The sequence below is a fragment of the Mesorhizobium monacense genome (assembly GCF_056781675.1).
Genome location: NZ_CM165567.1, coordinates 5,956,513 through 5,977,883 on the forward strand (window position 1 = coordinate 5,956,513; position 21,371 = coordinate 5,977,883).

General features: G+C 63.8%; 24 protein-coding genes and 1 pseudogene. 8 read left to right on the forward strand and 17 right to left on the reverse strand.

Features of this window, described 5'->3' with window-relative positions:
• The first annotated feature begins 103 nt into the window (after window positions 1-103).
• Window positions 104-1,138, forward strand: coding sequence for an aspartate-semialdehyde dehydrogenase (locus AC1RUK_RS28525; RefSeq protein ID WP_436169903.1), 1,035 nt, complete (start codon window positions 104-106; stop codon window positions 1,136-1,138).
• A gap of 224 nt (window positions 1,139-1,362) precedes the next feature.
• Here the strand turns inward: AC1RUK_RS28525 and AC1RUK_RS28530 are convergent, their stop codons facing one another.
• Entirely contained in the window at window positions 1,363-1,770 is a 408-nt protein-coding gene (locus tag AC1RUK_RS28530; protein ID WP_481837964.1) for an ACT domain-containing protein, read from the reverse strand.
• 198 nt (window positions 1,771-1,968) lie between these two features.
• Here AC1RUK_RS28530 and AC1RUK_RS28535 point away from each other — a divergent pair, with 198 nt between their 5' ends.
• The 4 genes from AC1RUK_RS28535 (at window position 1,969) to AC1RUK_RS28550 (ending at window position 4,428) form a co-directional block, all read left to right on the forward strand.
• A complete protein-coding gene (locus tag AC1RUK_RS28535; RefSeq protein ID WP_481837963.1) occupies window positions 1,969-2,874 on the forward strand; it encodes a bestrophin family protein in 906 nt (301 codons plus the stop codon).
• A 135-nt stretch (window positions 2,875-3,009) separates the two neighbouring features.
• Window positions 3,010-3,414, forward strand: coding sequence for a DoxX family protein (locus AC1RUK_RS28540; RefSeq protein ID WP_481837962.1), 405 nt, complete (start codon window positions 3,010-3,012; stop codon window positions 3,412-3,414).
• A gap of 20 nt (window positions 3,415-3,434) precedes the next feature.
• Window positions 3,435-3,962 (forward strand): SRPBCC family protein, encoded by a 528-nt coding sequence (locus AC1RUK_RS28545; protein WP_481837961.1) that lies wholly within the window; start codon window positions 3,435-3,437, stop codon window positions 3,960-3,962.
• A gap of 202 nt (window positions 3,963-4,164) precedes the next feature.
• Window positions 4,165-4,428: a YMGG-like glycine zipper-containing protein gene (locus tag AC1RUK_RS28550; RefSeq protein ID WP_040582915.1), complete on the forward strand. Its 264-nt coding sequence runs from the start codon at window positions 4,165-4,167 to the stop codon at window positions 4,426-4,428.
• Window positions 4,429-4,518: 90 nt separating this feature from the next.
• Here the strand turns inward: AC1RUK_RS28550 and rpsP are convergent, their stop codons facing one another.
• The 8 genes from rpsP to AC1RUK_RS28590 all read right to left on the reverse strand — a co-directional run bounded on the left by rpsP (window position 4,519) and on the right by AC1RUK_RS28590 (window position 12,678).
• Window positions 4,519-4,920 carry a 30S ribosomal protein S16 gene (gene rpsP, locus AC1RUK_RS28555; RefSeq protein WP_006202710.1) on the reverse strand — a complete coding sequence of 134 codons (402 nt, stop codon included), beginning with the start codon at window positions 4,918-4,920 and terminating at the stop codon, window positions 4,519-4,521.
• A gap of 49 nt (window positions 4,921-4,969) precedes the next feature.
• Window positions 4,970-5,296, reverse strand: coding sequence for a chorismate mutase (locus AC1RUK_RS28560; protein WP_120014507.1), 327 nt, complete (start codon window positions 5,294-5,296; stop codon window positions 4,970-4,972).
• Window positions 5,297-5,303: 7 nt separating this feature from the next.
• Entirely contained in the window at window positions 5,304-6,902 is a 1,599-nt protein-coding gene (gene ffh / locus AC1RUK_RS28565) for a signal recognition particle protein (RefSeq protein ID WP_481837960.1), read from the reverse strand.
• A 398-nt stretch (window positions 6,903-7,300) separates the two neighbouring features.
• Window positions 7,301-8,242, reverse strand: a complete 942-nt coding sequence (locus AC1RUK_RS28570) for a glycosyltransferase (RefSeq protein WP_481837959.1) — start codon at window positions 8,240-8,242, stop codon at window positions 7,301-7,303.
• Window positions 8,242-9,186, reverse strand: coding sequence for a CPBP family intramembrane glutamic endopeptidase (locus AC1RUK_RS28575; RefSeq protein WP_481837958.1), 945 nt, complete (start codon window positions 9,184-9,186; stop codon window positions 8,242-8,244). Before AC1RUK_RS28575 ends, AC1RUK_RS28570 begins: the two co-directional genes overlap by 1 nt.
• Before the next feature lie 232 nt (window positions 9,187-9,418).
• Window positions 9,419-10,021, reverse strand: coding sequence for a DUF1236 domain-containing protein (locus AC1RUK_RS28580; RefSeq protein WP_481837957.1), 603 nt, complete (start codon window positions 10,019-10,021; stop codon window positions 9,419-9,421).
• A gap of 230 nt (window positions 10,022-10,251) precedes the next feature.
• The gene (locus AC1RUK_RS28585; RefSeq protein ID WP_481837956.1) at window positions 10,252-11,343 is read right to left on the reverse strand and encodes a zinc-binding metallopeptidase family protein; all 1,092 of its coding nucleotides are present in this window, start codon (window positions 11,341-11,343) and stop codon (window positions 10,252-10,254) included.
• A gap of 87 nt (window positions 11,344-11,430) precedes the next feature.
• On the reverse strand, window positions 11,431-12,678 hold the full coding sequence (locus AC1RUK_RS28590) for a flavin monoamine oxidase family protein (protein ID WP_481837955.1): 1,248 nt from the start codon (window positions 12,676-12,678) through the stop codon (window positions 11,431-11,433).
• Window positions 12,679-12,932: 254 nt separating this feature from the next.
• Between AC1RUK_RS28590 and AC1RUK_RS28595 the strand changes: the two genes are divergently transcribed.
• Entirely contained in the window at window positions 12,933-13,727 is a 795-nt protein-coding gene (locus tag AC1RUK_RS28595) for a lytic murein transglycosylase (protein ID WP_481837954.1), read from the forward strand.
• A gap of 112 nt (window positions 13,728-13,839) precedes the next feature.
• Here the strand turns inward: AC1RUK_RS28595 and AC1RUK_RS28600 are convergent, their stop codons facing one another.
• The gene (locus AC1RUK_RS28600; RefSeq protein WP_481837953.1) at window positions 13,840-14,412 is read right to left on the reverse strand and encodes a hypothetical protein; all 573 of its coding nucleotides are present in this window, start codon (window positions 14,410-14,412) and stop codon (window positions 13,840-13,842) included.
• Window positions 14,413-14,566: 154 nt separating this feature from the next.
• The gene (locus AC1RUK_RS28605) at window positions 14,567-15,790 is read right to left on the reverse strand and encodes an argininosuccinate synthase (RefSeq protein WP_481837952.1); all 1,224 of its coding nucleotides are present in this window, start codon (window positions 15,788-15,790) and stop codon (window positions 14,567-14,569) included.
• A 165-nt stretch (window positions 15,791-15,955) separates the two neighbouring features.
• On the opposite strand from AC1RUK_RS28605, the gene AC1RUK_RS28610 reads away from it, so the two are divergent.
• Window positions 15,956-16,597, forward strand: coding sequence for a LysE family translocator (locus AC1RUK_RS28610; protein WP_481837951.1), 642 nt, complete (start codon window positions 15,956-15,958; stop codon window positions 16,595-16,597).
• On the opposite strand, the gene AC1RUK_RS28615 is transcribed toward AC1RUK_RS28610, so the two are convergent.
• From AC1RUK_RS28615 to AC1RUK_RS28635, 5 genes are all read right to left on the reverse strand, one after another.
• The gene (locus AC1RUK_RS28615; RefSeq protein ID WP_481837950.1) at window positions 16,569-17,048 is read right to left on the reverse strand and encodes a hypothetical protein; all 480 of its coding nucleotides are present in this window, start codon (window positions 17,046-17,048) and stop codon (window positions 16,569-16,571) included. The two genes, AC1RUK_RS28610 and AC1RUK_RS28615, sit on opposite strands and share 29 nt — an antisense overlap.
• The gene (rlmN, locus tag AC1RUK_RS28620) at window positions 17,045-18,280 is read right to left on the reverse strand and encodes a dual-specificity RNA methyltransferase RlmN (protein ID WP_481837949.1); all 1,236 of its coding nucleotides are present in this window, start codon (window positions 18,278-18,280) and stop codon (window positions 17,045-17,047) included. The genes AC1RUK_RS28615 and rlmN overlap by 4 nt, the downstream gene beginning before the upstream one ends.
• Before the next feature lie 417 nt (window positions 18,281-18,697).
• Complete coding sequence (locus tag AC1RUK_RS28625; RefSeq protein ID WP_006202696.1) at window positions 18,698-19,201, reverse strand: invasion associated locus B family protein; 504 nt, start codon at window positions 19,199-19,201, stop codon at window positions 18,698-18,700.
• Window positions 19,202-19,452: 251 nt separating this feature from the next.
• Window positions 19,453-19,815 (reverse strand): YkvA family protein, encoded by a 363-nt coding sequence (locus AC1RUK_RS28630; RefSeq protein ID WP_481837948.1) that lies wholly within the window; start codon window positions 19,813-19,815, stop codon window positions 19,453-19,455.
• Window positions 19,816-19,943: 128 nt separating this feature from the next.
• The gene (locus tag AC1RUK_RS28635; protein WP_436169884.1) at window positions 19,944-20,240 is read right to left on the reverse strand and encodes a 4a-hydroxytetrahydrobiopterin dehydratase; all 297 of its coding nucleotides are present in this window, start codon (window positions 20,238-20,240) and stop codon (window positions 19,944-19,946) included.
• A 106-nt stretch (window positions 20,241-20,346) separates the two neighbouring features.
• Here AC1RUK_RS28635 and AC1RUK_RS28640 point away from each other — a divergent pair.
• Window positions 20,347-20,863, forward strand: a pseudogene (locus AC1RUK_RS28640) (low molecular weight protein-tyrosine-phosphatase).
• Here AC1RUK_RS28640 and thpR read toward each other — a convergent pair.
• Window positions 20,767-21,363 carry an RNA 2',3'-cyclic phosphodiesterase gene (thpR, locus tag AC1RUK_RS28645; RefSeq protein WP_481837947.1) on the reverse strand — a complete coding sequence of 199 codons (597 nt, stop codon included), beginning with the start codon at window positions 21,361-21,363 and terminating at the stop codon, window positions 20,767-20,769. The pseudogene AC1RUK_RS28640 and the gene thpR sit on opposite strands and share 97 nt — an antisense overlap.
• Window positions 21,364-21,371 lie beyond the last annotated feature (8 nt).

The following is a 21,371-nucleotide window of genomic DNA, read 5'->3' on the forward strand; positions in this document are numbered from 1 at the left end:
CCTTGGCCTAACCACCCTCTCCCGGGTCCGGCCCGGGGGACGGAACCCGCATTGGCCGGCGGGTTTTCTCCAAAAACCGAGCGGAGAGGGACAGGAGATCTTTATGAGTTTCAAGGTTGCGATCGTCGGCGCCACGGGCAATGTGGGCCGGGAAATGCTGAACATACTGGAAGAGCGCGGCTTTCCGGTGAGCGAAGTTGTGGCACTGGCCTCGCGGCGCAGCCAGGGCACGGAAGTGTCGTTCGGCGACCGCACGCTGAAGGTCAAGGCGCTCGACCAGTATGATTTTTCCGATACCGATATCTGCATCATGTCGGCCGGCGGCAACGTCTCCAAGGAATGGTCGCCGAAGATCGGCAAGCAGGGCTGCGTCGTCATCGATAATTCGTCGGCCTTCCGCTACGACCAGGACGTGCCGCTGATCGTGCCGGAAGTGAACCCGGATGCGATTTCGCTGTTTACGCGCAAGAACATCATCGCCAACCCGAACTGCTCGACGGCGCAGCTGGTGGTGGCGCTGAAGCCGCTGCACGATTTCGCGACCATCAAGCGCGTCGTCGTCGCCACCTATCAGTCGGTGTCGGGCGCCGGCAAGGAAGGCATGGACGAGCTGTTCACGCAGACGCGCGCCGTGTTCGTCGCCGATCAGGTCGACGTCAAGAAGTTCACCAAGCGCATCGCCTTCAACGTCATCCCGCATATCGACGTCTTCCTCGACGACGGCTTCACCAAGGAAGAGTGGAAGATGGTGGCCGAGACCAAGAAGATGCTCGACCCCAAGATCAAGCTGACGGCGACCTGCGTGCGCGTGCCGGTGTTCATCGGCCATTCGGAAGCGGTCAACATCGAGTTCGAAAAGCCGATCACCGCCGACGAGGCGCGCGATATCCTGCGCGAGGCGCCGGGCTGCCAGGTCTTGGACAAGCGCGAGGACGGCGGCTACATCACGCCGCTCGAATCGGCCGGCGAGGACGCCACCTTCATCTCGCGCATCCGCGAGGATTCGACCATCGACAACGGCCTGTCGATGTGGATCGTCTCCGACAATCTGCGCAAGGGTGCGGCGCTGAACGCGGTGCAGATCGCCGAGCTGCTGGTCGAGCGCGGACTGATCCAGCCGAAGAAGAAGGCGGCTTAATCTCGCTCACGGGGCTCGGCCTTCGGCCGATTCAGGTTTCGCTCACGGGCCGTATCGCCGCTGACGCGGCTGGCCCTCCGCGGGGGCGCCGGACGACCGGCAGCCCGCGGTCGCGGGCTCGGCCTTTGGCCGTACAGCTCCCTTCTCCCCGTTCACGGGGAGAAGATCCCGGCAGGGGGATGAGCGGCAGCACATGCGTCTCAAGTAGCAGTGGGGTTCCGGCGTCACAGCCGGCTGTCCTCAGCCAGCTGGCGCAACAGCGCCAGCGCTTCTTCCGCCCGGTCGGCTGGTACGAACAGGTGATCGTGATAAAAGGCCGAGACCGGATTGACACCCATGCCGGCTCCGGCCAGTCGCGCGGTGATGGCGGCGAGGAAGCCGACCGCCTCCAGCGACGAATGGATGTTCAGCGTGATCATGCGGCACGGGAATACGGCGTCGAGGCCAGCTGCCCTGGCTTCGTCTTCCAGCACGATCAGCGTCGTGCCCTCGCGCTCGCGAAACAGCATTACCGGTTCGAGCGCGCCGGAAACCGGCATACCGGGCGGCAAGGTGACGAAGACATGGACGCCGGCAAGCAGTTCCGGCGTCATCGTCGCCAGAAGTTTTTTCAGGTCGGTCTCGCCAGTCATCGGTGCTTCCGGATCTTGTGCAGCAGGCGGCCGTTGAGCGCCTGCGCCAGTTTCGTCAGTTTCGCTCACTTCGATAACGCGCACGGCCCTGCCCTCGCAAGGCGACATGGCGATGTCGTTGACGGCTGAGCTTGCGCATGGGCGCTGTCACACAATAGACGGCTCAGGGCCGGCGCCGGTCCGGTGAAAGGGGTTTTTATGATCGTTCGCCCGCGTCCGGGGTTCCTGCACCTGTTCTTCATCATGCGCGGATCGGTGGTGCCGCGCATCCTGCCGCAGATCCTTGGTTTCGCCGCCTATGGTGCGCTGGTGGTGGTGATCGTGCGGGCGCTGAAGCTCGACTTCGGCAATGCCGGCACAGCACCCTTCGCCCTGCTTGGCGTCGCGCTGTCGATCTATCTCGGTTTTCGCAACAATGCCGCCTATGACCGTTGGTGGGAGGCACGCAAGCTGTGGGGCCAGCTTGTCTTCGACATTCGCAACCTGGCGCGTGCCTCGACCGGGCTGATCGAGGACCGGACCGAACTGCGCGGCCTGTTGATGGAAGCGACCGCCTTCTGCCACTTTCTGCGCGGTCTGCTCAGACGGGTCGATGCCACGGCGGAAGCTCGCACCTTCATCGGCGACGAGGTTGAAAGCGCCGCCAAGGCCGCCAATGCACCGGACGCCATGGTGCGGCGGATGGGCGGACGTATCGCAGCGCTCCGCAAGGCCGGCGCCATCGACACGATCGGTTATCGCATCCTCGATGAACGGCTGTCGGAGATCGCCGCCGCGCAAGCCGGCTGCGAGCGCATCGCCGGAACGCCGCTGCCCTTTGCCTATACGCTGCTCCTGCAGCGCACCGCCTACATCTTCTGCCTGCTTTTGCCGTTCGGGCTGGCCTCCGCCGCCGGCTGGGCGACGCCGCTGTTCACGGCGCTGATCGCCTACACGTTCTTCGGCCTCGATGCGCTTTCGGAGGAGCTCGAGGATCCGTTCGGCACCCAGCCCAACGACCTTGCGCTGGACGGCCTCTGTCGCGTCTGCGAGATCTCGGTGTTCGAGGCGCTGGGCGAGACGCCGCCGAAAATGATTGCGGCCGAAAGGTTCTATTTTTCCTAGCCGTCGTAATGGCTTACCGGGCGCCACCGCTGCCGGACGCCAAAAAGAATCCGGCCCGTGTCGGATTGCCGCCCTCTGCCGCGTCCTTGGCTCGACCCTCGTGAAAAGGGCTCGAAACATCAGGAGGGAACATCAATGTCCGTATCGCAAACCGCGCCCATCTCATCCGGTACTCTGTGGACCGGCCGCGTTCTCAGCACGATCATCGTGCTGTTCATGATCTTCGACGGCGTCATCAAGCTGCCGCCGCTGGATATCGTCACCCAGACCATGACGCAGCTTGGCTGGCCGGCCGATGCCAATGCCGCGCGCCTGCTCGGCATCATCGGGCTGGTTTCGACCGCGCTCTATGCGTTGCCGCGCACCTCGGTGCTCGGCGCCATCCTGCTCACCGCCTATATGGGCGGCGCCGTCGCCACCCATGTGCGCATCGGCAGCCCGCTGTTTTCGCATGTTCTGTTCGGCGTCTATCTGGGCGTCATCCTGTGGGGCGGCCTGTTCCTGCGCGACCCCAGGGTGCGCGCGCTGTTCGCCAGCTAAGCCATTGAAGGGATAGGACAATGCTTGCCACCATCCTCATCATTCTGCTCGCCATCATCGCCGCGGTGCTCGTCTATGCCGCGACGCGGGCGAACGATTTCGTCGTCAGCCGCTCGGCCGGCATCGAGGCGCCCGCCGAGGCGATCTTTCCACTGATCAACGATTTCAGGCGCTGGCCCACCTGGTCGCCTTACGAAAAACTCGACCCGGAGATGAAGCGCACGCTTTCCGGCGCCGAAAGCGGCAAGGGCGCGGCCTATGCCTGGCAAGGCAACAGCAAGGCCGGGGTCGGCCGCATGGAAATCACCAATTCGGTTCCGTCGTCGCTGGTGGCGCTGAAGCTCGATTTCGAAAAGCCGTTCAGGGCCAACAACACCGTCGACTTCACCCTGACGCCGTCGGGCGAGAACACGACCGTCACCTGGGCGATGCGCGGCGGGCGGCCGTTCATCGCCAAGCTGATGGGCCTGTTCATGAATTTCGACACGCTGATCGGCAGGGATTTCGAGGCCGGACTCGCCAACCTGAAGCGAGCCGTTGAAAAGTAAGGCGATTGGTGCGTCGCTCCCCAGAGCGGCTCATCGTTTCACGGAAACGCAGAACCGCTCTATCTCTTTGTTTTGACGCAATTCCGGACGGAAAACCGCTGCGCACTTTTCCTGGAATTGCTCCAGGCGGATCAAATCACGCTTCCGTACGTTATCGACCCAAGGGTGGGTGAAGTTGGTCTCCCCTTGGAGAGGAACGACGATGAAAAAAACCTTGCTTTTGCTGGCGCTGCTGGTCCCGCTAGGGGCCTGCTCGCAAACGGAAAAGGGTGCCGCGGTCGGCGGCCTGGGTGGCGCTGCTATCGGTGCTGCCGTGGCAAATGATCCGGTGGAAGGCGCAGTCGTCGGTGGCGCCGTCGGTGCCGTTGCCGGTGCGCTGATCGGCCGGGCCAACGAACCGGACCGCTGCCGCTACCGGGACCGCTATGGGCGCACCTACATCGCCCGTTGCCCGGAGGGCTATTGAACCCGTGAGACCTTCTGCGACTGAGCATGCCCTGAAAATGAGAAACGGCGGGCCAAAGCCCGCCGTTCCTATAAGCGATAGGGAACTGGATTACTCGGCGGTGGCGGCTTCCGCCTCGGCGGGCGCTGCGGCCGCGGCGGCAACAGCGGCGGCGGCATCGTCCTGCGCCTTCTTCAGCAAAGCGGCGCGTTCCTGCGCCTTCTTGCCGGGCTCGGCCTTCTTCGGGTTGGAGCGGGCGTCGCGCTTGGCGAGGCCGGCCTCGTCGAGGAAGCGCAGCACGCGGTCGGTCGGCTGGGCGCCGTGCGACAGCCAATGCTTGACGCGGTCGGCGTCAACCTTGACGCGCTCGCCGTCCTTGGGCAGCAACGGGTTCCACGAGCCGAGCGACTCGATGAAACGGCCGTCGCGCGGCGAACGGGCGTCGGCGACGACGACGTGGTAGTAGGGACGCTTCTTCGAGCCCGCACGGGCCAGTCTGATCTTCAGTGCCATTTCTTTTCTCCTAAAAGCTCTGATTCATTGATTGGGTTAAGGCTGGTTCTCAGCCGGTTTTCGTCACGCCGTTGGCAGCGGCGATCTGTTCGTGGTGACGGATCACTTCGCGGACGACGAAGTTGAGGAATTTTTCCGCGAAATCGGGGTCGAGATGCGCGTCCTTGGCCAGTTGGCGAAGGCGGGCGATCTGCTGTTGCTCGCGCGCCGGATCGGCCGGCGGCAGGCCATGCTCGGCCTTCAGCACGCCGACAGCCTTGGTGCAGCGGAAGCGTTCGGCCAGCATATGGATGAGGGCAGCGTCGATGTTGTCGATCGAAGCGCGGTAGCCGGCAAGAATCGTGCGTGCGTCGGCCATGTCCTTATCCTCGTTCATGACGCCCTCACTTCTTCTTCCCAAGTCCGGGCAGGCCGCCGCCGCCCAGGCCGGGCAGCTTCATGCCGCCGGGCAGTCCAGGCAGGCCACCGCCACCGGGGAGGCCGCCGGGAAGACCCTTCATGCCGCCGAGACCGGCCGCCTGCGCCTGCTTCTGCAAGGCTTCGAGCTGCTTGGGGTCCATCTTCGACAGATCCGGCATGCCGCCGCCCATCATGCCCCCGGGGCCGCCCGGCATCATGCCGCCGAGGCCCATCTTCGAGGCAAGGCCGCCCATCATGCCGCGCATGAGGCCGCCGCCTTTGCCCTTGCCGCCCATCGCCTTCATCATGTCGGCCATGCCGCGATGCATCTTGAGCAGCTTGTTGATCTCGGCCGCGTCGGTGCCGGAACCGGCGGCGATGCGCTTCTTGCGCGAGTGCTTGAGGATATCGGGGTTGGCGCGCTCGGCCTTGGTCATCGAGGAGATGATGGCGAGCTGACGGCCGAACATTTTGTCGTCGAGGCCGGCCGCGGCCATCTGGTCCTTCATCTTACCCATGCCCGGCATCATGCCCATGATGCCGCCCATGCCACCCATCTTCGACATCTGCTGAAGCTGGCCGGCGAGGTCGTTCAGGTCGAACTTGCCCGACTGCATCTTTTTGGCCATCGCCGCCGCTTGCTCGGCGTCGATGTTTTCGGCGGCCTTCTCGACAAGGCTGACGATGTCGCCCATGCCGAGGATGCGGTCGGCGATGCGCTTGGGGTGGAATTCCTCCAGCCCGTCCATCTTTTCGCCGGTGCCGATCAGCTTGATCGGCTTGCCGGTGACGGCGCGCATGGAAAGGGCCGCGCCGCCGCGGCCGTCGCCGTCCATGCGGGTCAGAACGAGGCCGGTGATGCCGACGCGCTCGTCGAAACTCTTGGCCAGATTGACGGCGTCCTGGCCGGTCAGCGAGTCGGCGACCAGCAGGATCTCGTGCGGGCTCGACACCTTCTTGATGTCGGCCATCTCGACCATCAGCGGCTCGTCGATATGGGTGCGGCCGGCGGTGTCGAGGATGACGACGTCATGGCCGCCGAGCTTGGCCGCCTGCACGGCGCGGCGCGCAATGTCGACCGGGTTCTGACCTGTGATGATCGGCAGCGTCGCCACCTTCACCTGCTCGCCGAGCTGGCGCAGCTGCTCCTGCGCGGCGGGGCGCCGCGTGTCGAGCGAGGCCATCAGGACCTTCTTGTTCTGGCGCTCGGTCAGCCGCTTGGCGATCTTGGCCGAGGTCGTCGTCTTGCCGGAGCCCTGCAGGCCGACCATCATGACCACGACGGGCGCGGGCGCGTTGAGGTCGACGGCAACGCCCTCGGCGCCCAGCATCGCGACCAGCTCGTCATGGACGATCTTGACGACCATCTGGCCGGGCTTGATCGACTTCACAACGGCGGCGCCGACCGCCTTCTCGCGCACCTTGTCGGTGAAGGAGCGCACCACTTCCAGCGCCACGTCGGCCTCGAGCAGCGCGCGGCGCACCTCGCGCAGCGCTGCCGAGACATCCGCCTCCGACAGGGCACCGCGGCCAGTCAGGCCGTTCAGGATGGAGCCAAGGCGCTCTTGTAGGGACTCAAACATCGGTCAACCCGCCGCGCGACAGCGTCTTGGATTCATAGCGATCCCTGTCGGGCCGATGGCCCTCCACGCCTCTTGTGCGCTCCTGAAGCGAATCAAACATTCTTTTTCCTTTTTCTCAGGCAGCCGGATGGTGCCCGAGAGGTAGTGCGTTCGCGCCAAGTGTCCAAACAAAAGCTCGTGCGAGCGCAAAGCCAAAAAGCACCCGGGGGCGCACAGCGCTGCCGGGTGTTGGCCTCCAGGATCGATTTATGGCACTCGCCTCAAAGAGGCTTCGGCGTCCTGGTCGGCTTGCTCGGAGGGATACTCGTCGCGGAATTCGCGGCGTGTAGACAGGAAATCGGGCGTGGAGTCAAGGTCTGGGCCGAGATGAGCGTCCAAACGCCGGCCTCACGACTGGTTCAAGGCAGCACCTCTCCGTCGAGGATGCGCGCGTAGAGGTCGAGATAACCCTTTGCGGTCCGGGCGATCGGAAACCGGGCGGCGGCCGAGTCTCGGCAGCGCTGCGGGGACAGGTCGGCAACGGCGGCCAGTGCTTCGCCAAACGCCGAGTCCGTGTCGAAGAAGCGCCCGGTGTCGGCGTCGACGATCTCGGGCAGCGCGCCGCGCGGGGTCGTCAGCACCGGCGTTCCGCACAGCATCGCCTCGACCGAAGCCATGCCGAACGGCTCTTCCCAGGCGATCGGATTGAGAAAGGCCCTCGCTTCGCCCAGCAGTCGCAGCTTTTCGTCGCCATCGACGATGCCATGGAAGCGATAGCGGCTGCCGAGGCTCTTGAAGAAGACGCCCTCACGCCGCACCTGGCTGCGCGTGAGCAGTTTCCAGCGCGAGCCGCCGGCGATGTCGAGCGGAAGATCGAATTTTTTCGCCAGATCGACGGCGCGGCTCAGGTTCTTGCCGGCGCGCGCGATGCCGGCAAGGAACATCAGACGATCGGTCCTGGTTTCGGCCAGCCGATAGGCCTCGGTCGGAAAGCCGTTGTGGACGAAGGTTTCGCGACCGTGGTTGCGGGCATGGCTGGCGCTGACGAAACTCCAGTTCTTCTGCCGTCTGGGCTCGTTTGGAGTATAGCCGTGCTCGGTGTTGAGGGTCGGAAAGGGAACCTCGATAAACCAGCTGTTGAAATGGACAATATCGGTGTCGGCGGGGATGGCGGCCCGGCATTGCTCGGCCGACGACGCCTGCCGCACTTCGCACAGCGGATGGCTGGAGCCGGGGTCGGCGATTAGCACGACCCGATGGCCGAGGCGGGCGAGTTCGCTCGCCAGCCATTCGACCTGGCGCTGGGTGCCGCCATAGCCCTTGCAGGGGATGGCGCCTCTGACCACCAGTGTGATGCGCATCAGTCCGGCCCGAGCTTCAGCGGCGAGCGCGGATGCAACAGAAGCAATACCGTCAACAGGCTGCTGACGATGCCGATCGCGGCGATCAGAACCGCGTCCCACGTCGTCCAGCCGGGGCCTTCCAGCGGTTTGGCGTTGAACAGGGCAAAGGAATTATAGCCTGCCTGGTGCGAGATCAGCAGGAAGCCGGTCAGATTGTTGCCGAGATGGGCGCCGAAGGCAGCCCCGAGATTGCCGGTCGCATAGACCAGAAGCGTCAGGACCAGCGCGAAGGTGGCGATCGAGACCAGCACGCAGGCATTGATGGCGAGCGACGAGGCCGCGCTCCAATGCAGCGCGGTGAACAGCAATACCGGCAGCAACACCCAGACGAGAGGGTTGCGAAACCGGTTTGCCAGGCCGCGCAGCAGATAGGCGCGAAACAGCGCCTCCTCGGAGGATGTCTGCAGAAAGGCCAGCACGACGATCGGGACGAGGAACAGCAGCCAGGACGACAGGCTGATCGCGCCGCGCGCGATCTCGGGCTGCAGCCAATAGAGCATGACCTCGGAGAGCAGCGAGGTGATCAGCACCGCCGCCAGGCCCTTGAGGAATCCCTGGCGCGAAATACGGCGGCTGGCTCCGACGAGCGCCGACAGCGGCTCGCCGTGCACCCAGCGCATGGCAACCCACAGACCGATCCAGATGCCGGCGAAGGAGAGCAACGCGGTAAGGATCCCTTCGGGTGATACCAGGAAAGCCTGCACTGGCCCGGCGGCTGGCGGGCTGACGCCCATCCGGGCCTGGGAGACGACGAAGACATAGGTGCCGCCGAGCAGCACCGCCAAGGTCGCCGCGACCCAGAACAGCACGACGATGGCGCTTCCGAGCAACAGGCGCGGCAAGGTCGTCTTGTCGTTCGGCGAGCGCCGGAAACGCTCGAAGGCGGCATTGTCGATGATCACGCGGTTCCCCTGCCCGAACGCATTCGCGACGCATGATCTATGGGATCGGGGCTCCGCGCGCAATCATCCTCGTCGGGCCGCGCATGTGCTGAGCTCGAAAGGAGCAGCGGCCGCCAGCGCTGGCGGCCGCGCGTTTCACTGACCCTTGGAGCGGTTCGGCGATTCTATCGATCGTCGAACCGCTCCAACTCTTTGTTTTTACGCAATTCCTGACGGAAATCCTGGAATTGTTCTAGTCACGCATGACGTAGACGACGCGCCGCGTGCCGGGGTCGACCAGCGCCGGCTGGTTGTTCACATAGACGTAGCGGTAGTCGTAATCGGGGATTTCGCGCAGCTCGACCGTGTCGGGCAAGGTCGCGCCCGTCACCACCTCGCCGTCGAGATACACAGGATCAAGCCGGTGCGTCGTGACGTAGGTGCCAACTTCGGCCGGCGGCCTTGCGATCGGGTCGATCGGTTCGGCCGCGACAATGGCGCTGGTATAGGTATCGGTATAGATATCGTCACTCGGCGGCGTCACAACCGCGATATCAGCGTCAACCGGCCGGCGCGTCAGCACCATTTGATTGCCGCCGAAGTCGGCCGTCACATAATCCGAATAGACCCAGCCCTGGCCATTGGCCTCGGCGATGGTGCACCATTTGCTGTTTGCGATGCAGCCTTGGAGCGTCGCCGACTGGCCGGCGGCCAGCACGCCGATCACAGGATATTGCGGGCCGGGGCCAGCGCGCACGTTGAGATCGGTGACAGCCGAAACGGCGGTTTCGGCCAAGGCCGCGCCCGACATGGCGACGAGCGCTCCGGCGATGGCCGGAAACAGTATGGCTTTCATGATTTCTCTCCGTTCTTCGAACTCCCTCGCGAACGGAAACGAAACAAGGCTCTATGCGTTCCGGCTAAAATGCCTGCACTCGTGTCTCGATTCTGAAATTCGCTTGTGTTCGATATCAAGGGCAGGTGCGGATTTCAGAATCGGGGACGCCAGCAACCTATTGATTCTAGTGTCGTTTTGGTTTCGCAGTTCGCTCCGCGCCCGATATCGAAATCAAGCGAACTTCGAAATCACGACACTAGCTCACGAATTTTTCCGGTTTCTTTCGGCAAACCGGTCAAAAGTGCGTGGACGAAGTCCAGTTTGCGCGCCGTCACGTCGGAAATGACGAAGGGATAGAGATCGGGCAGGCCCATGCAGCGGTTGATCGAGTTGGACGCCTCCGACAGCACCAGCCAGCGGGCGAGGATCCTGTCGAAGGGCTCGGGCACGGTGGCGGGCTCGGAAGGCGCGGCCTGCAGTTCGCCGCCGGTATCGCCGCGCGGCAAGGCCTCGGCGTCAACCGTCTCCAGCCGGCCAAGCGGGAAATTCAGCGCATGCACCATTTCCAGCGTGTCGGTGATGTGCAGATAGTGCGCGAAGGTCTCGGCCCAGTCTTCCCAGGGGTGCGACGTCGCATAGGCAGAGATGTGGCCCTGCTGCCAGTCTGGCGCAGCACCATTGGTATAGTAGGTCTGCAGCGCCTGCTCATAGTCGGGGCGGTCGTCGCCGAACAAGGCGCGGAAGGCTGCCAGCCTTTGCGGGTCGTCACGGATCAGGCGGTCCCAGTAATAGTGGCCGAGCTCGTGGCGGAAATGGCCGAGCAGCGTGCGGTAGTTCTCGCCCATTTCGACGCGCCGCCTCTCGCGTTCGGCCGAATCCGCCTCGGCGACGTTGAGCGTGATCAGGCCATTGTCGTGACCGGTCAGGATACGCTCGCCGCCGGGGCCGCCGCCGATCGGATCGGCAAGGAAGTCGAAGGCAAGGCCGGCTTCGTCGCCGGGGTTGTGCTTTGGCGCGGTCGGCAGGCCGAAGGCGAGCAGCGAATAGATGGCGCGCTTCTTGGCCGCCTCGACGCGGATCCAGCGCCGGCGGTTGCCGTCGACCGAGAGGTCCGGGATCAGCTGGTTCAGCGCGCAGGCGCGGCAGAAAGCCTGGCCCGGCTCCGCCCGCCAGTTGCAGGCGCATTCATCGGCATTGGTGCATTGGAAGACGCCGTCGATACCAGACAAGGTAAAGCGTGCCTGCTCGGGATCATAGAGCACGAGATTGGCGCAGCTCAGGCACTGGGCGTTCTCGAAATAGAGGCGGTGGCCGCAATGCGGGCAGTCGAACAGCTTCATCTTGCTCTCAAAACCATCAGAGCCAGCATATAGGGTGGGACCGCCGGCCGCCCAAATGCCGGCCGTCGTCCAACATCGAAGCTGGCGCTATCCCGCTGCAAGCAAGGCGGCCACCTGCCGTGCCACGCTCTCTCCGGACAGGCGCGCGCCGCCGCAGGTCTGGATGAGCGGACCGGCCAGATGCTCGCCGGCGAAGAAGATCTTTTCCGCCACCGGCTGCATCAGCGTCGCGCGCGCCTCGGAACGTCCCGGGCGGGCCGCCGCATAGGCGCCGCGCACGAAGCGCTCGCCGCCCCAATTGGTCATCATGGCGCGTGCGACGTGCTTGCGGGTGTCGGCCCCGAAGATGTTGCACAGCCGGTCGACGACGAAGTCGATGCCCGCCGCCTCACCGGCAGCCGACATCTCCCAGGCGAAATCGCCACCGACGAAGCCGACCATCAGGTCGAGATCGAAGGGAAAGCAGAGGAAGTAGATGTCGTGCCTGGCCAGCCGCTCGATCAAGAGATCGTCGAAGGGCTGCAGGCCAAGCCTGGTACCCCGGATCTCGACCGGCAGCTTGGTCAGCATGCCCATCGGCAGATCGAAGAAGGCGGAAAAATGCGTATCGGGCAGCGCCGGCGAGAATTCGATCTCCTCGAAGGCGAGCACCGCCGGCGAGGCGGTGACGATGACCGCCTTGGCGCGGATGGTGCCGCGATCGGTGACGCAGGCGACGCCCGGCACGTCCCAGAGGATTTTTCGCACCGGCGTCGACAGTTCCACCGGCACGTCGGCCCCGAAATGCGCCACCAGGGCGCCAAACCCTTCCTTGCTGAAATAATTGGGATCGAGATCGGCGGCGGCCTGGAAGTCGCGGATCGATATTTCGTCCTCGTCGGCGCCGAAATCCATCGGCCCGGCGAAGGTGGCGGCGGCGCGCGGCGCATGTCCCTTGGCGAGCAGTGCCGAAAGGCGGTCATCGTCGCCCTCCTCCACCTGGTGCGCGGCCAGCAGTTCGAACAGCCGCGCATCGGCGGCCTTCATCTCGGCCTCCTCAGCCTCGCTTGCCTTGCGCTGGCGGTAATAGAGATGATCGACATTCATGTCGTGATGGTGAAGCGTCCAGCCGGCGGCCTCGGCCTCGGGGAAATAGGGATTGCGGTCCGCGGCATGCAGCCAGGCGCAGCCGATGTCGAACGGGACGCCGAAATGCTGGTCGCTGGTCCAGGCGCGACCCCCGACGCGGCCCATCGCTTCCAGCACTTTGAAGGAAAGGCCGGCGGCGCGAATGGTCTTGGCGGCGGCGAGCCCCGCGGAGCCGGCGCCGATGATCACGACGTCAACGTCATCCATGAATGCAAGACCCCCGCCACAATAAATACTTGATCGTAGGCAAATTGCGCGGCATTGGCCAGTGCGGTGGATTGTGAAGTTCCGGTGGCATCAGTGTTCGAAGGCGTTGAAACCGAATTTCGCGTGTAGCCTTGCTGCAAAGGACTGCGATTTTCGGCTTCGCCGCATCGGCGCTCTACCGGAGCCAGTGACAATGAACCGGTTCACTGGCAAATTCGCAACTGGGACGTGATTCAGGCAACCAGGAGAAGAACATGGCATTTCTTGCCAAGGGAAAGATTTTTGCGGCCGCAATGGTGGCGATGCTTGCGCTGGCGACGGGCGCGCAGGCGGCCAGCTGCGGCAAGAACGGCGCCGGCTTCGAGGCCTGGAAGCAGGAGTTTGCCGGGGAGGCCCAGGCCAACGGCGTCGGTTCGAAGGGTCTGGCCGCTCTGGCCGGCGCGACCTACGCAACAAAGACGATCTCCGTCGACCGCGCCATCCACAAGGCTTTCAGCGGCTCGGTGGAAGATTTCATGAAGCGTCGTGGCGGGGCCGCGATTATTTCCAAGGGCCGTTCGCTGAAGAAGTCGAACGCGGCGCTGTTCAACAAGATCGAAGCGACCTACGGCGTGTCGCCGGGTGTGTTGCTCGCCATCTGGGGCATGGAGACCGGCTTCGGCTCCTCCCTGGGCAAGCAGAATACGGTCTCTGCCATTCTGACGCTTGCCTATGATTGCCGCCGCCCGGGGTTCTTTTATCCGCATGCCATTGCAGCCCTGAAGCTGGTCGATCGCGGCGCGTTGAGCGCCTCGTCGGTCGGCGCTGCGCATGGCGAGATTGGCCATACGCAGTTCCTGCCCGGAAATGTCTTGCAGTATGGTGTCGGCAACGGAAATCTGCGCGACAAGGCCACTGCGCTGGCCTCCACCGCCAACTTCCTCAAGGCTCATGGCTGGCAGGCGGGTGCCAGCGCGCAGGCGAATATGGGCGCAATTGCCGGCTGGAATTCCGCAAGCGTCTATCAACAGGCCATCGCCCGTATCGCCACGGCGATCGATGGCGACTGATAGAAATCTCTAATCGATGGAAAGCCCGGCCATGTGCCGGGCTTTCTGTTTGTGGAGCAGGGTCAAAACCCAATCACTCGGAGCGACCAAATTCGATCTCATCGCATCGCTCTCAATAATGCGCGTAGCCGCTCAACGGGCATTTCTGGGAAGCGGGAACCTGGAAGGTGCCGTCAACACCGTTGCAGGTACGGAACTTGGAGTTCCGCGGCGCCGGGGTAGCCTTTGGCCAGCCCTCGATGACCATCGGGACTCCGTGAGCTTGCGCGTAGCCGCTCAACGGGCATTTCTGGGAAGCGGGAACCTGGAAGGGGCCGTCAAAACTTTTGCAGCTACGGAATTTGGAGTTCCGCGGCGCCGGCGTGGCCGTAGCGGCCGCCTTTGACTTGCCCTTGATGACCATCCAGATTTCGGTCGGTTGGTCGAGCTGTAGGTTGTTTATATCAGAGTAGCTGATCCGCCCGCTGCGTATCCCTTCGCCAAGGCGCTGGCAGAACAAGGCCGGCATGCGCTCCTGCGAGACGCCCATGAAAGAGGCGATTTCCGTGATGCTCCATAGGTGGACAGCGGAGATGCACCCATCCGAATTCAGCTTCTGCTCGCGTTTCGCGGCTGCCTGCGAGGACTGGCATCCCGTAAAGACGACGATGGCCGCCGCTAGCAGCAGAAAAATGGAGTTTTTCACTGTCAAAGCCCCCTGTATCCCCACGAGAACTTAAATGAAGCCGCCGAAAGGTCAAACAGGAAACTATCCGAGGCGGTGTGACTTCTCGCATATTAGCGGCGCCAAATAAAAACCCGGCGTCTCCGCCGGGTTTTGTTCGGGCAATAGCTTTGGCTCAGCCCTTTCGGCTGCGCGCCGCCAGTGTGCGCAGCCTCAGCGCGTTGAGGCGGATGAAGCCGGCGGCGTCTTTCTGGTCGTAGGCGCCGCGGTCGTCCTCGAAGGTAACCAGCGCGTCGGAATAGAGCGTCTTCTTCGACTTGCGGCCGGTGACCATGACATTGCCCTTGTAGAGCTTCAGCCGCACCGTGCCTTCGACGTCTTCCTGGCTCTTGTCGATCATCGCCTGCAGCATCAGCCGCTCGGGCGCGAACCAGAAGCCGTTGTAGATCAGCTCGGCATAGCGCGGCATGAACTCGTCCTTGAGATGGGCGGCACCGCGGTCGAGCGTGATCGACTCGATGGCGCGATGCGCTGCGATCAGGATGGTGCCGCCGGGTGTCTCGTAGACGCCGCGCGATTTCATGCCGACGAAACGGTTCTCGACCAGGTCGAGCCGGCCGATACCATTGTCGCGGCCGAGATCGTTGAGGGCGGCCAGCATGGTTGCCGGCGACAGTTTCTTGCCGTTGAGCGCAATCGGGTCGCCCTTGAGGAACTCGATCTCGATCTCGGTGACCTTATCCGGCGCGTCCATCGGCGAAACGGTGCGCTGGTGGACGAATTCCGGCGGCTCGGTCCACGGGTCTTCCAGCACCTTGCCTTCCGATGAGGAGTGCAGAAGGTTGGCGTCGACCGAGAACGGCGCGTCGCCCTTCTTGTCCTTCGGCACCGGGATCTGGTGTTGCTCGGCGAAGTTGATCAGGTCGGTGCGCGACTTGAACGACCAGTCGCGCCATGGCGCGATGACCTTGATGTCGGGGTTCAGCGCATAGGCCGACAGCTCGAAACGGACCTGGTCGTTGCCCTTGCCGGTGGCGCCGTGGGCAATCGCGTCGGCGCCGGTCTCGCTGGCGATCTCGACCAGGTGCTTGGAGATCAGCGGTCGGGCGATCGAGGTGCCGAGCAGATAGGTGCCCTCATAGACCGCATTGGCGCGGAACATCGGGAAGACGAAGTCGGAGACGAACTCCTCGCGCACGTCGACGACGCGGATGTCCTTGATGCCCATCATCTCGGCCTTGCGGCGCGCCGGCTCCAGCTCGCCGCCCTGGCCGAGGTCGGCGGTGAAGGTGACGACTTCGGCGCCGAGCTCGGTCTGCAGCCATTTCAGGATGATGGAGGTGTCGAGGCCGCCGGAATAGGCGAGCACGACCTTCTTGACGTCTTTTGCTTTTGACATTTGGCGGTTCCGCGACAGGAGTTCTCGGCGGGCGAGGTATCACGGCGTTTCCGGCCTGCGCAAGAGACGAACGGTGCTGGACCAGACGCTGCATCAGCCAGAAGCTGGCAAGGGCAGGACGCTTGCGTTATGGCTGCGCCGTCTTTTGCTGCCTTGAGACCGGCCATGTCCTTCATTCCCGACACAACGACACTGATCCAGTTCGCCATCGCCACCGTCATCCTGGCAATCACGCCGGGGCCCGACATGACGCTGTTCGTGTCGAGAACGCTGAGCCAGGGCCGGGCTACCGGCTTTGCCTCGATGGCGGGTGCGCTGTGCGGCACGCTGATCCACACCACGCTGGTGGTGGTCGGCATCTCGGCGCTGATCGTCGCTTCGCCGATGGCCTTCTTCGTGCTGAAGATTTTTGGCGCCGGCTATCTGGTGTTCCTGGCCTGGCAGGCGCTCGCCAAGGGCTCGGCGTTTTCGCCGGAGAAGAAGAACGGACCTGAGATCTCGCTGTTCCGCAGCTGGGCGGCCGGGCTGGGCGTCAATCTGCTCAACCCGAAGATCATCCTGTTCTTCATGACGTTTCTGCCGCAGTTCGTTTCCGCGCACGACCCGAATGCGCCGGGAAAACTGTTCTTCCTCGGGGGGATGTTCATCGTGCTGTCGATCCCGGTGACGGCGCCGATGGTGTTTGCGGCGGAAAAGTTCTCGGCGGCGATGAAGGCCAGCCCGCGGGTGACGCGGGTGGTCGATTATCTGTTCGCCGGCGTGTTCTCGGCCTTCGCGCTCAAGATCCTGACGGCCCAGGCGAAGTAGGCGCATCGCTCTTCCACCAGCTTCCGGCCCAGCGGCCGGCAGCGAGCCAGTAGAAGATGCCGCCGACCATGCCGCAGCCGATCACGGCAGCGATGGCACGCGGCTCGGTGACGTCGAAATTGGCATCGGCATTCTGGTGGACGAAGCCGAGGAACACTGCCGCCACGACGCCACCGGCCAGCGCGTAGAATAGCCAATCGCGCCGGCCGAGGATTTCGGCGATCAGGATGACGATGGCCGCCGGCATGAAGGCGAAATAGGCGACGAACAGCGCCACGAACGGAATAGAAAAATAGAGCGAAGCGGTCGCCGTCGGGTCGGCCTGGTCCGGTGCATAGCCGAGCGAGGCCAGGAATAGGATATTGAGGAAGGCGCTCGCCGCCAGCGCGGCGACGGCATAGCCGAACAGGATGACGGCGAAGCGGATGAGATAGGCGATGAGGCGGCTCAAGCCTCGCCGTGCCCCGCGATCATCATCGCTTCCAGCGCCAGCCGGTCGACTTTGCGCATGCGCTCCGATTCCGACTTCAGCTGACCGCAGGCCGCCAGGATGTCGCGGCCGCGCGGGGTGCGGATCGGCGAGGCGTAGCCGGCATTGTTGATGTAGTCGGCGAACTTCTCGATCGTCTCCCAGTCCGAGCACTGGTAGTTGGTGCCCGGCCACGGGTTGAACGGGATCAGATTGATCTTGGCCGGAATGCCCTTGAGCAACTTGATCAGGCCCTTGGCGTCCTCGATGGAATCGTTGACGTCCTTCAGCATCACATATTCGAAGGTGATGCGCTTGGCGTTGGACAGGCCAGGATAGGAGCGGCAGGCGGCGATCAGCTCTTTGAGCGGATACTTCTTGTTGATCGGCACCAGCAGGTCGCGCAGATCGTCATTGGTAGCGTGCAGCGAGATCGCCAGCATGACGCCGATCTCCTCGCCGGTGCGGAAGATTTCGGGCACGACGCCGGATGTCGAGAGCGTGATGCGTCTCTTCGACAGGGAAAGCCCGTCGCCGTCGGAGGCGATCAGCAGCGCCTTCTTCACCGCCTCGAAATTGTAGAGTGGCTCGCCCATGCCCATCATCACGATGTTGGACACTTTGCGACCCTCGGCCGGCACGATGGCGCCGTCCGGCGTGTCGCGGTCGGGGAAATCGCCGAGCCGGTCGCGCGCGGTGAGCAATTGCGCCAGGATTTCCTCGGCCGTCAGGTTGCGCACCAGCTTCTGCGTGCCGGTGTGGCAGAAGGAGCAGGTCAGCGTGCAGCCGACCTGCGAGGAGATGCAGAGCGTGCCGCGGCCTTCCTCGGGGATATAGACGGTCTCGATCTCGACCGGCCGGCCGGCGCCGCGCGGCGGAAAGCGGAACAGCCATTTGCGGGTGCCGTCGGCGGAAATCTGCTCCTCGACGATTTCGGGCCGCGCCACGGTGAAATGCTTGTCGAGCTCGGCGCGCAGATCCTTGGAGATGTTGAGCATGCCGGCAAAATCGGAGACGCCGCGTACATACATCCAGTGCCAGAGCTGCTGGGCGCGCATCTTGGCCTGGCGCTCGGGCACGATGCCGGCGGCGACGAGAGCCTCGCTCAGTTCGGCGCGCGTCCGGCCGATCAGCGACGGTTTTTCAGCCGACGCGGCACGGGCGCGCAACGCGTCGCGGGCGCCTTCGGCGGTAAGATCGAACGAAAGGGTCATGGTTGCGCCAATATAAGCGGTTTGCGGCCGATTTCAGCATCGTGCCCGAAATGAAGCGCGGCGCATAGCACAGGTTGCGGGCGGAGTCATGCGGGGGGGGGCCGCGAGCAAGGGCAAGGATTGGTGTCCAAATTTGCGCCGGAGACATATCTTCGATCTCGGCGCCGCCCCTCATCTGCCTGCCGGCATCTTCTCCCCGTATAGGGACGGGGAGAAGGGGGCTGGCCGCAACGCCGGTGCCATCCCGGCAACGCCGGCGATTGGCGAAAGCATCGATGCGGTTCCTTTCTCCCCGTCCCTATACGGGGAGAAATGCCCGGCAGGGCAATGAGGGGCAGCGTCAACGCCTCGAAGACTGGTTCTACCGAACCTCGCGATCCGGCCTTTCAAATTCCTGCTTAGCAGATCCCGTTCGGCCTATTTGCACTTGGCGATCGACGCCAGCGCGGCCGAAATGCCCTTCAGCGAGAAGACATAGGTGGTGGTGTTGCCGCGGCCGGACTTGGCCGACACCTTCATGTCGGTGCCGGTCTTCATGGCAGCGATCAGGACAGGCTCTTCCGCCGCGTTCTCGACCCAGGCCGATTTGCCGCGGGTGAACATCGAGAAGGACTTCTTGTCGATGGTGACGGTGGCCTTGGAGCCTTCCTGGAAATTGTAGCCTGCGATGAATTGCGGCTCGTAGGACACTTGCTGTCCGGGGCGCTGGCTGACGAAGAAGAACATGTCGCCATGGTCGAGCGTCGGCGGCTGCTTGTCAGTCGGCACGGTGAGCACGTAGCAGACCTTGCCGCCGGATGCCTGGTAGCTGTAGGTGCCCCAGGCATTGTGCTGGCCGATCTTGGTTGCCGACTGCGCCAGCGCCGGCGCGGCCAGGGCCACCAGGACCAGGCTGGAAACTGTAGCAATCAATCCGCGCATCGTTTTTCCCGTATTCCAACTGGTGCGGCGGCAGGCCGGTCTGGCGTCCTGCCCGTCGCTTCATTTTGATTTAATCTGGGTTACCAAACGGTGAATTTTCCTCAAGAAAAGGACCCACACCCCAGGAAACCGCCGCCATCACCGCACTGCTGCTCGAAAAGCAGCAGCACGACGTCCCTGTCTCGACTTGGAGGCCACGAAAGCGGCAAGAGTTTGTCGTTTCAAACCACCCCTGCGTGTGCTGTGCCGGCTCAGCTCTTGTCGGCGATCGCCTGCTTCGCGGCCTGCCGGTGCGCCGGGGTGATGTGGGCGCTGACGGCGGTGATCGCGGCCGTAAGCACGGCGATATCGTCGGTGAAGCCGAGGCCCAAGACGAAATCGGGGACGAAGTCTACCGGCAGAATGAAGTAGCCGAGCGCCGCCACCAGGATGCCCTTGGCGCGCAGCGGCGTGTTCTTGTCCATGGCACAGTAATAGGCTGCCACCACGTCCTCCATGAACGGGATGTGCCGGGCGGCCTTCTTGGCGGTGCGCCAGAATTTTTCGCGCACCTCGCGCTCGCCGGCCAGCCTGTCGCCAAAGCCGAAGAAATCAAAACCGGAATCTTGCGCCATCAATCTCTCCTTGCAGGCGGCCGCGCATCGTTCAACGCGCGGCTGCGAGCAAAAATGTGGTGAAAGCCGACCCCTGCTGCAAGATGCCGGCGCCGATTTGGCATGCTGGATCTGCCGCGGGGCGTCACTCAGCCGCCGAAATAGCGGTTCATCTTCTTCGCCAGTTCGATATCGAGTGCGGTCACGCCGCCGGCATCGTGCGTGTTCAGGGTGACGTCGACGGTCTTGTAGACATTCGACCAGTCCGGATGATGATCCATCTTCTCCGCCGCCAGCGCAACGCGTGTCATGAAGGCGAAGGCCTCGGAGAAGTTCTTGAAGGTGAAGGTGCGCCTGATCGAAGCACCGTCGGCGGCCAGCGACCAGCCGCCCAGTTCGGCCAGGGCCGCCACGATGGCGTCCTTGCCCAGTTTCTCTCTCGTCATGTCGGGTTCCTGTGCTATTCGAAAATGACCCTCACCATAATGCATGTCGCCCAAAAGTGCGTCGCGGTTTTGGGATAACGACATGCACAAAAATAGCGCCGGATCGATGAGCGCAAAGCCCATAAAATCCATTCTGTTCGTCTGCCTCGGCAATATCTGCCGGTCGCCGCTGGCCGAGGGCGTTTTTCGCGCCGTCTTGGCCGAGCGCAGGGGGCCTGGATATGGTGCTCGATTCAGCCGCAACCAGTGGCTGGGAGGTGGGCTCCGCCCCCGACCCGCGCTCGATCGCGATCGCCGCCCGCCACGCCATCGACATTTCCGGACAGACAGCGCGTAAGGTCAGGCCGGGGGATTTTCACCGCTTCGACCTGATCCTGGGGATGGACCGGCAGAATGTCCGCGACCTGAAGGCGCTGGCGCCTGCCGCCGTGCACGACCGCATCCATCTTTACCTGGAGTTTGCGAGCGGCAGCGGTCGCGATGTGCCGGACCCGTACTATGACGGGCCGGAGGCGTTCGCCACCGTCTACCGCATGATCCGCGAGGCGTCGGAAGCGCTGGCGGCGCGGCTGGAAGTGCGCGTGTCGGCGCCCGACAGCGGCCAGGCTTCCTCGACGATATAGGGGCCGCCGCCGACCGAATCGCGCGACGACATCAAGACGAAGCGGCCGACGCGGAAGGGCAGCGTCGAAAAATTGCCGCGCGCCGAAAGATACTGGGCGACGTCGAGCGGGCTCGAATTGCGCAAGCGCGCCAGCGTCACATGCGGCATGAATTTGCGTGGGTCGGCCGGCAGGCCGAGCCGCTGGCAGATGCGGTCGATTTCGGCTTGCAGGGCGGTAAGATCCGGCGAGGCGGATACGCCGGCCCATACCGCGTGCGGCTTTTTCTGGCCGAAGGCGCCGACGCCGGACAAGGCTATCGGGAAGGACGGGCGGTGGACGCGGTCGAGCGCGTTGGCGATCTCGTCGGCGACATGGCCCTCGACATCGCCGATGAAGCGCAGCGTCAGATGGTAGTTTTCGACGTCGATCCAGCGGGCCCCGGGCAGGCCGCCCCTGAGCAGGGACAGCGAAAGGGCAGCGTCACGCGGAATTTCGAGGGCGGTGAAAAGACGTGGCATGGAAAGCC